The 7390-nt window shown below is 68.8% G+C and carries 4 protein-coding genes; 3 read left to right on the top strand and 1 reads right to left on the bottom strand.

Going from position 1 to position 7390, the window contains the following annotated elements; all coding sequences use genetic code 11:
• Both AC1D1T_RS28130 and AC1D1T_RS28125 read left to right on the top strand, forming a co-directional pair.
• A partial coding sequence (locus AC1D1T_RS28130) for an amino acid adenylation domain-containing protein (protein ID WP_477992923.1) occupies positions 1-3228 on the top strand: 3228 nt, incomplete at its 5' end.
• Between the two features lie 54 nt (positions 3229-3282).
• Positions 3283-3996, top strand: coding sequence for a YebC/PmpR family DNA-binding transcriptional regulator (locus AC1D1T_RS28125; RefSeq protein WP_465114566.1), 714 nt, complete (start codon positions 3283-3285; stop codon positions 3994-3996).
• Here the strand turns inward: AC1D1T_RS28125 and AC1D1T_RS28120 are convergent, their stop codons facing one another.
• A complete protein-coding gene (locus AC1D1T_RS28120; RefSeq protein WP_477992922.1) occupies positions 3997-6411 on the bottom strand; it encodes a TonB-dependent siderophore receptor in 2415 nt (804 codons plus the stop codon).
• Positions 6412-6614: 203 nt separating this feature from the next.
• Between AC1D1T_RS28120 and AC1D1T_RS28115 the strand changes: the two genes are divergently transcribed.
• A partial coding sequence (locus AC1D1T_RS28115; protein WP_477992921.1) for a hypothetical protein occupies positions 6615-7390 on the top strand: 776 nt, incomplete at its 3' end.

The following is a 7390-nucleotide window of genomic DNA, read 5'->3' as shown; positions in this document are numbered from 1 at the left end:
CCCGAGACCGGCGACGCGCTGCTCGCGCTCGCGCGCCGTGACGCCGCCTCGCCCGCGATGGTGACGCTGGCCTTGCTCGCGCTGCTGCTGCACCGCTACGGCGGTGACCGCGACCTGTGCTTTGGCGTGCCGTCAGCGAACCGCGACCGCGCCGAGCTGGCCGGCATGGTCGGTCACTTCACGAACGTGCTGGTGCTGCGGTTGCGCATCGACCCGCAGCAGGGCTTCGCGGCCTTGCTGCGCCAGGTGCGCGAGCGACTGCTGGCCGCACGGCAGCGGGCACATCTGCCGCTGGACCAGCTGGTCGAGGCGCTCGGCATCGAGCGCGGCGCGGGGCTGAATCCGCTGTTCCAGGTGAAGTGCGCCTCGCAGGCGACCGGCGGGCGGCAAGTGTCCGACGGCAAGGCGCCCGACGGCCCATGGCAGATCGACATCGACGGCCTCGCGGTCGACGAGGTGCACTTCGACCTGAGCCTCGACGTGATGGAAAACGCCCGCGGACTGGACTTCCAGCTCGCCTGGGCCACCGACCTGTTCGACCGCGCGACCATCGATCGCTTGCGCGCGGCCTTCGTGCACCTCGCCGCGCAGGCGGCCGTCGACCCGCAGCGCGCGCTGGCGTCGACCACGCTGCCCGGCGAGCCGTCGGTGCTGCACGGCGAGCCGGTGGCCTGGCCGTGGCACAGCGTGCCGGCGCTGTGGGCTGCGCAGGCGGCGCGGCATGCGCAACGCCCGGCCGTCGTCGATGCGCAGGGCTCGCACAGCCACGCGCAGCTGGAACGCGCCGCGCGCAGCCTGGCCGCGCAGCTCGGCCGGCAGGGCATCGTCGCCGAGGAGCGCGTCGCGCTGCTGCTGGAGCGCGGCAGCCCGTTCGTGCTGGCGATGCTGGCGGTGATGAAGGCCGGTGCCGTGGCCGTGCCGCTTGATCCCGCGTTGCCGGTGCCGCGGCTGCAGGCGATGCTGCGCGATTGCGGCGCCCGCGCGCTGATGGCCGCCGGGCCGGTGCCGTGGAGCACGTTGCCGGTGATCGTGCCGGACTTCGACGTGCCGAGCCAGGAGTTGCTGCCGGCCGAGCCCGTCCTGCTGCCGGACCAGGCTGCGTACCTGATCTACACCTCGGGCTCGACCGGCGCGCCGAAGGGTGTCGTGGTGTCGCACGGCGCGCTCGCGAACTACACGCAATCGATGCTCGCGCGGCTGGCCTTGCCTGATGACACGCCGCGGGGCCTGAACTTCGCGATGGTGTCGACGGTGGCCGCCGACCTCGGCCACACCACGCTGTTCGGCGCGCTGTGCGCCGGCGGCAGCCTGCTGATGCTCGATGCGTCCGCAGCCTTCGACCCCGATGCCTTCGCCGACGCGATGCAGCGCCACCGCATCGACGTGCTGAAGATCGTGCCCAGCCACCTGAAGGGCCTGCTGAATGCGGCACGGCCGCACGACGTGCTGCCGGCCCACACGCTGGTGCTGGGCGGCGAGGCCGCCGATGCGGCGCTGCTGGCCACGCTGCGCGCGCTGCGGCCGGGGCTGCGCATCGTCAACCACTACGGGCCGACCGAGACCTGCGTCGGCATGCTGATGCACGTCGCCAGCGACGACGATGCAGCGCTGCCGCTGGGCCGGCCGATCGGCGGCATGTCGGCCTTCGTGCTCGACGACGCGCTCGAACCGGTGCAGCCGGGCATCGCCGGCGAGCTGTATGTCGGCGGACCGGGCTTGGCGCGGGGCTATCGCGGGCAGCAGGGGCTGACGGCGGGCCGCTTCGTCGCATCGCCGTTCCAGACGGGCGAGCGGCTGTACCGCACCGGCGACCGGGTGCGCCAGCGCAGCGACGGTGCACTGGTGTTCCTCGGCCGCAGCGACGACCAGCTGAAGATCCGCGGCTTTCGCGTCGAGCCGGGCGAGCTGCAGGCGCGGTTGCGCGAGTTGCCCGGCGTGGCCGATGCCGCGGTGCTGCCGGGCGTGGGCGAGTCGGGGGGCACGGTGCTGTGGGCCTGGGTCGTGCCGCGGGCGGGTGCCACGCTGGACGCCGCGGCGCTGCGGCTTGTGCTGCAAGGCAGCCTGCCGGCCTGGCTGGTGCCGGAGGCGATCGTCGTGCTCGACGCGATGCCGCTGACGGCCAACGGCAAGATCGACCGCAAGGCGCTGCCGCGGCCGGTGCAAGCCGCGGCGGCCCGCGCCATCGAGCCGCCGCGCGGGCCCACCGAGCAGGCGCTGGCGCGCATCTTCGGCGAGGTGCTGGGGCTGGCGGCCGTCGGCCGCGACGATGACTTCTTCGAGCTCGGCGGCGATTCGATCCTGAGCCTGAAGCTGATCGCGCGCATCCGCAAGCAGGTGCCGGGCGGCGCCGGGCTGGCCTTGTCGGAGCTGATGCAGGCGACGCGCTTGCGTGACCTGGCCGGGCGTCTGCAGCAGCGGCTCGAACAGCAGCACGATGCGATCTGCCTGCAGGCGGGCGGCGAGGGCGTGCCGCTGTACTGCTTGCCGGGGATGATCGTCAATTCGCGCGAGTTCCTGCCGCTGGCCGAGACGCTGCTCGGCACGCGGCCGGTGCACGGCTTCGTCAGCCACGTCTACACGCGGCGGCGCTGGCGCGGGTTCGCGGTGCAGGCGCTGGCGGCGGAGTACGCGGCCTTCATCGAGGCGACGGCGGTGGGCGGGCGCTGCGCGCTGCTCGGCTGGTCGTCGGGCGGCGACCTGGCGATCGAGGTGGCGCGGCAACTGCAGGGGCGGGTCGCGGTGGACTTCCTCGGCATGGTCGACGTGTTCGAGACCGAGCCGCTGTGCGCCTCGCGGCCGCTCGGTAGCGATGAGCGCGCGCTGGCCTGGCGAGAGATCGATGCCTGGGTGTCGAGATCGACGATGGCCGACGCATGGCGCGAGCTGTTCGCGCGGCTGGACGACGTGGAACGCGACGGGCTGGCCGAGCAGGTGCTGCTGGGCGACCGCGCGCTGCCGCTCGATGGCGATGGTGACGACGCGGCCGAGTACCTGCTGTGGGCAACGATCGACAAGCGGGTGCAGGGGGCGCGCTACCTGCATGGCCGCATCGAGACGCCGATACACGTCTTCCACGCGGGCCAGTCGGTGAACGACACGGTCGGCCGCCTGCGCGACTGGACGCAGCACGCGCCGGTGGTCGCCACGACCGTGATCGACGGGGCGAGCCACCTCGACATCATCCGCCGCGCGCAGCTGCACGCCGCGCTGCGGCGGGCACTCCCCTAGAATCGTTCGCCCCGAGCACGTCGCCCGGGGCATCGACGATCAAGGAACACCGGCATGGGCGCGCAGTGGAAGGCATATCACAAGGACCTGGCGGCCAATGCCAAGGGCAGGCTGTTCGGCAAGCTGGCCAAGGACATCATGGTGGCCGCGCGGCACGGCGCCGACCCGGCCGCGAACTCGCGGCTGCGGCTGGTGATCGAGCAGGCGCGCAAGGTCTCGATGCCCAAGGACACGCTGGACCGCGCGATCAAGAAGGGCGCGGGGCTGACCGGCGAGGTCGTGCACTTCGAGCACGCGCTGTATGAAGGCTTCGCGCCGCACCGGGTGCCGGTGATGGTGGAGTGCCTGACCGACAACGTGAACCGCGCGGCGTCCGACATGCGGGTGCTGTTCCGCAAGGGGCAGCTCGGCGCTTCGGGCTCGGTGGCCTGGGATTTCGACCACCTGGGGATGATCGAGGCCGAGCCGGCGGCGCCGGGCGCCGACCCCGAAGTGGCGGCGATCGAAGCCGGCGCGCAGGACTTCGAGCCGGCCGACGAGAACGGCGTCACGATGTTCCTGACCGACCCGGCCGACCTCGACCTCGTCAGCCGAGCGCTGCAGGGGCAGGGCTTCACGGTGCTGTCGGCCAAGCTCGGCTACAAGCCGAAGAACCCGATCGACCCGAAGAGCCTGACCGCCGAGCAGCTGGAGGAAGTGGAGAGCTTCCTCACCGCGCTCGACGCCGGCGACGACGTGCAGCACGTCTACGCCGGCTTGGCCGGCTGATCAGAACCTGTATTTCGCCGTCAGCAGCACGTTGCGCTCGTTGCCGCGGAAGTAGCTGCCGTAGGCGTGCCCGCTCAGGTACTGCTTGTCGAACAGGTTGGTGACGTTCAGCGCGAAGCGCCACGGCCCGTTGTCGTAGCGCACCGCGGCATCGGCGAGCGTGTAGGGCGGCTGCGATTCGGTGTTCTCGCCGTTGTCCCAGCGCTTGCCGACGTAGCGCAGCCCGCCGCCGACGCTGACGCCGTGCAGCGCCTCGGCACCGAGCGCGTAGTCGAGCCAGAGCGACGCGGTCTGCTTCGGCGTCAGGATCGGCATGTTGCCCACCTCCGACGGGATCGCGCTCGCCAGCACCTTCATGTCGAGTGTCGCGAACGAGGCGGTCAGCCGCAGCTGGCGGGTCAGCGCCGCCTTGCCCTCGAGCTCGATGCCGCGTGAGCGCACCTTGCCGATCGCATGCGGCACGAAGTTGACCGGGTCGTACGACACGACGTTGGTCTTCTCCAGGTTGAACACCGCCGCAGTGAACGACACCGCCTCGCCCTCGGGCATGTACTTGACGCCGAGCTCGTATTGCCTGCCGCGGCTCGGGTCGAACAGCGCGCCTTCGTCCACCGCCATCACCGGCACGAACGATTCGCCGTAGCTCGCGTACGGCGCCCAGCCGTTGCCGACCTGGTAGCTGAGGCCGAGCCGGCCGGTGGTGGCGTTGTCGGTGCGCTCGGCGACACCGACCTCGGGAAAGTCGGGGTCGGTGCTGGGCCTGCGGTTCTCGTAGCGCGTCTTCACCCGGTCCTGCCGCACGCCGACGGTCAGCCCCCAGTGCGGGTCGAAGCGCACCTGGTCCTGCGCGTACAGCCCGACCTGCGACAGGATCACCTGCTTGTCACGGGATTGAGCGGTCGGCTCGTCGATGTGGATGCCGTACACCGGGTTCGTCATGTCCAGCGGCGTCGTCATGGCCTGCCAGCGCTGCCATTCGGCGCGGCTGCGGTCGAAGTCGATGCCGAACAGCAGCGCATGCGAGACGCCGCCGCCGTCGACCTTGCCCTGGATCGAGGTGTCGATGCTGTTCTCGTCGACCGTCTCCACGTCGTGCCGCGCCTGGCGCAGCAGCTGGTTCGGGTCGCCACCGGGGTCAGTATCGAAGAACGACAGGATGTGGTGCTTGTCCAGCGTGCGGTGCGCATAGCGCGCGTTCTGCTTCAGCTGCCAGCCGCCTTCGAAGCGGTGCGCGAGTTGCCAGCCGACCGCATCCGAGCCGGTCTCGATGCGGCTGTAGCTCGGCTCGCCTTCCTTGACCGAGGTCGGGTTGCCGTCGAAGTCGCTGGCGTACTGCACGTCGTCGGAGCTGTCGTCGCGCAGCACCTCGGCCTGCAGCGTCAGCGAGGTCTGCGGCGTCGGCTGCCACTTCAGCGAGGGCGCGAGGTACTGGCGCTTCTGCGTCATGCGGTCGCCGTTCGGGTACTGGTCCTGCGTGCCGGTGTCGAGCCCGACGCCGACGACGCGCCAACGCCACTGGCCGTCGGCGTCGATCGCGCTGCCGACATCGGCCATCACCTGCTTGCGGTCGTAGCGGCCGGTCTGCACGCCGATCTCGCGCACCGCATCGGGCCCCGGCACCTTGCTGACGCGGTTGACCACGCCGCCGACATCGCCCTTGCCGAACAGCACCGACGACGGCCCGCGCAGCACCTCCAGCCGCTCGAGCCCGTAGACCTCGGTCTGCACGCCGAGGAAGGTGATGCCGACGTTCTGCACCAGCCCGTCGCGGAAGCTGCTGGTGTACCAGCCGTCGAAGCCGCGCAGCAGCACCCAGTCGGCCGCACGCGAATCGAAGCCGTAGGGGTTCACGGTGACACCGGGCGTCTGCGCGAGCGCATCGGTCAGTGTGGTCTGGCCCTTGTCGTCGATCTCCTGGCTGCTGATGACCGAGATCGACTGCGGGACTTCGACCAGCGGCGTGTCGGTCTTGGTGCCGACGCTGGCGCGCTGCGCGACGTAGCCGCCGGCATCGGCATCGGCGCGGGCGCGCACGGTGAGGGCGGGCAGCGTGGTCTCGGCGGTCGCGGCGGTGGCCGAGGCCTGGCGTACCGCGAAACCGCCGTTCGGCGAGCGTGTTGCTTCGAGCCCGCTGCCGGCCAGCATCTGCTGCAGCGCCTGGACCGCGCTCAGCCGGCCGCTCACGGCGCGCGAGGTCTTGCCGGCCGTGGCCTCGGCGGCCGCGAGGATCGGCAGGCCGGTCTGGCGCGACAGCTCGTTCAGCGCGGCATCCAGCGGCTGGGCGGGCACCTGGACCGCGAATTCGGCCTCGGCCTGGGCGGGGGCCTGGGCAAGCGCATGCGGCACGGCGAAGGGGCCGCTGAAGGCGGCGGCCAACGCGACGACCAGCAGGCGTTGGCGGGGGAGGGAACGCATGGGGGTACTCCAGAGGTTGTGTTGCGTGATGAACGACGAGCCGCTGGCGTGAGGGCCACTGAGGGGCCTGGGTGCTGGCTTGCGAGCTCTCCGACTACTTAGACGGATGAGCGGGGGGAAGTGGGACAGGGGACGCACGCTGTGTGGAGGGGAGCGACACGGGTGTACCTCACGGGGAACGCGCGTGCTGGAAGTGGCACTCAGTGGGCTGGCCGCCTTCTGGGGTTGACGAATCAATCCGGGCCGTGCTGTGCCGTGCTTTCCATCAATCCGATGAATTTGGAGTTGTTATGAACAAGTTATATAAGAGTGCAAAGAAGAATTTTCCTAAAATTCTCGCCAAAAGTGTCAAAGGTGAAAAAGGCAAAGATAAGGATGATATAAAGGCTGAAAAAGGCAAGGCCAAGAAGCATATGGAAGATATATCATTGGATAGCTCTTCGAGTTCCGATGCCAAGAAGCCGATTCCTAAAAACGGTCAATCTCCAGGAAACARACGCACAGAGAGTGGCGAAAAATCACCCCGGCCTTCTGGTAATCCGATGGGTTCCCCGAGGAAATCAATTTCAAAAACCAAGACTTCCAAGCCTGAGATCGCGACGAATTCCCCCACGCCGGCGCAAGAGAGGGAGTTGTCCGAGGTTTTTAGTCGTCTGGAGGAGGTAAGAAACGACTTGCCTTTTGATCAGCTGATAACCTTGTTTGCAAGTGAATTCAAGGCGAGTCATCGCGGCTTTCCCGATGATGTTTTGAGTTGTTACATATCCAGGGGGATCGATGATCACAACAAATCGAATGGCGAGAATGTGCCGAAAAAATATGCCTTGGCAGCTGTGAAGAAAAATGCTTTACAGGTACCTGAATCGCCCACTGAGCCAGGGAAATATGAAAAGAAGAAGGCCAAGAATTACTCCCCTGAAACACAGGGCGCACCCAAGAAGTTCGCCGTATCAGGGGAACCCAATGTAAGCCAGAAGGG

This window comes from Rhizobacter sp. P2_H3 (genome assembly GCF_056403355.1).
This window is presented reverse-complemented; position numbering and strand designations above follow the sequence as displayed.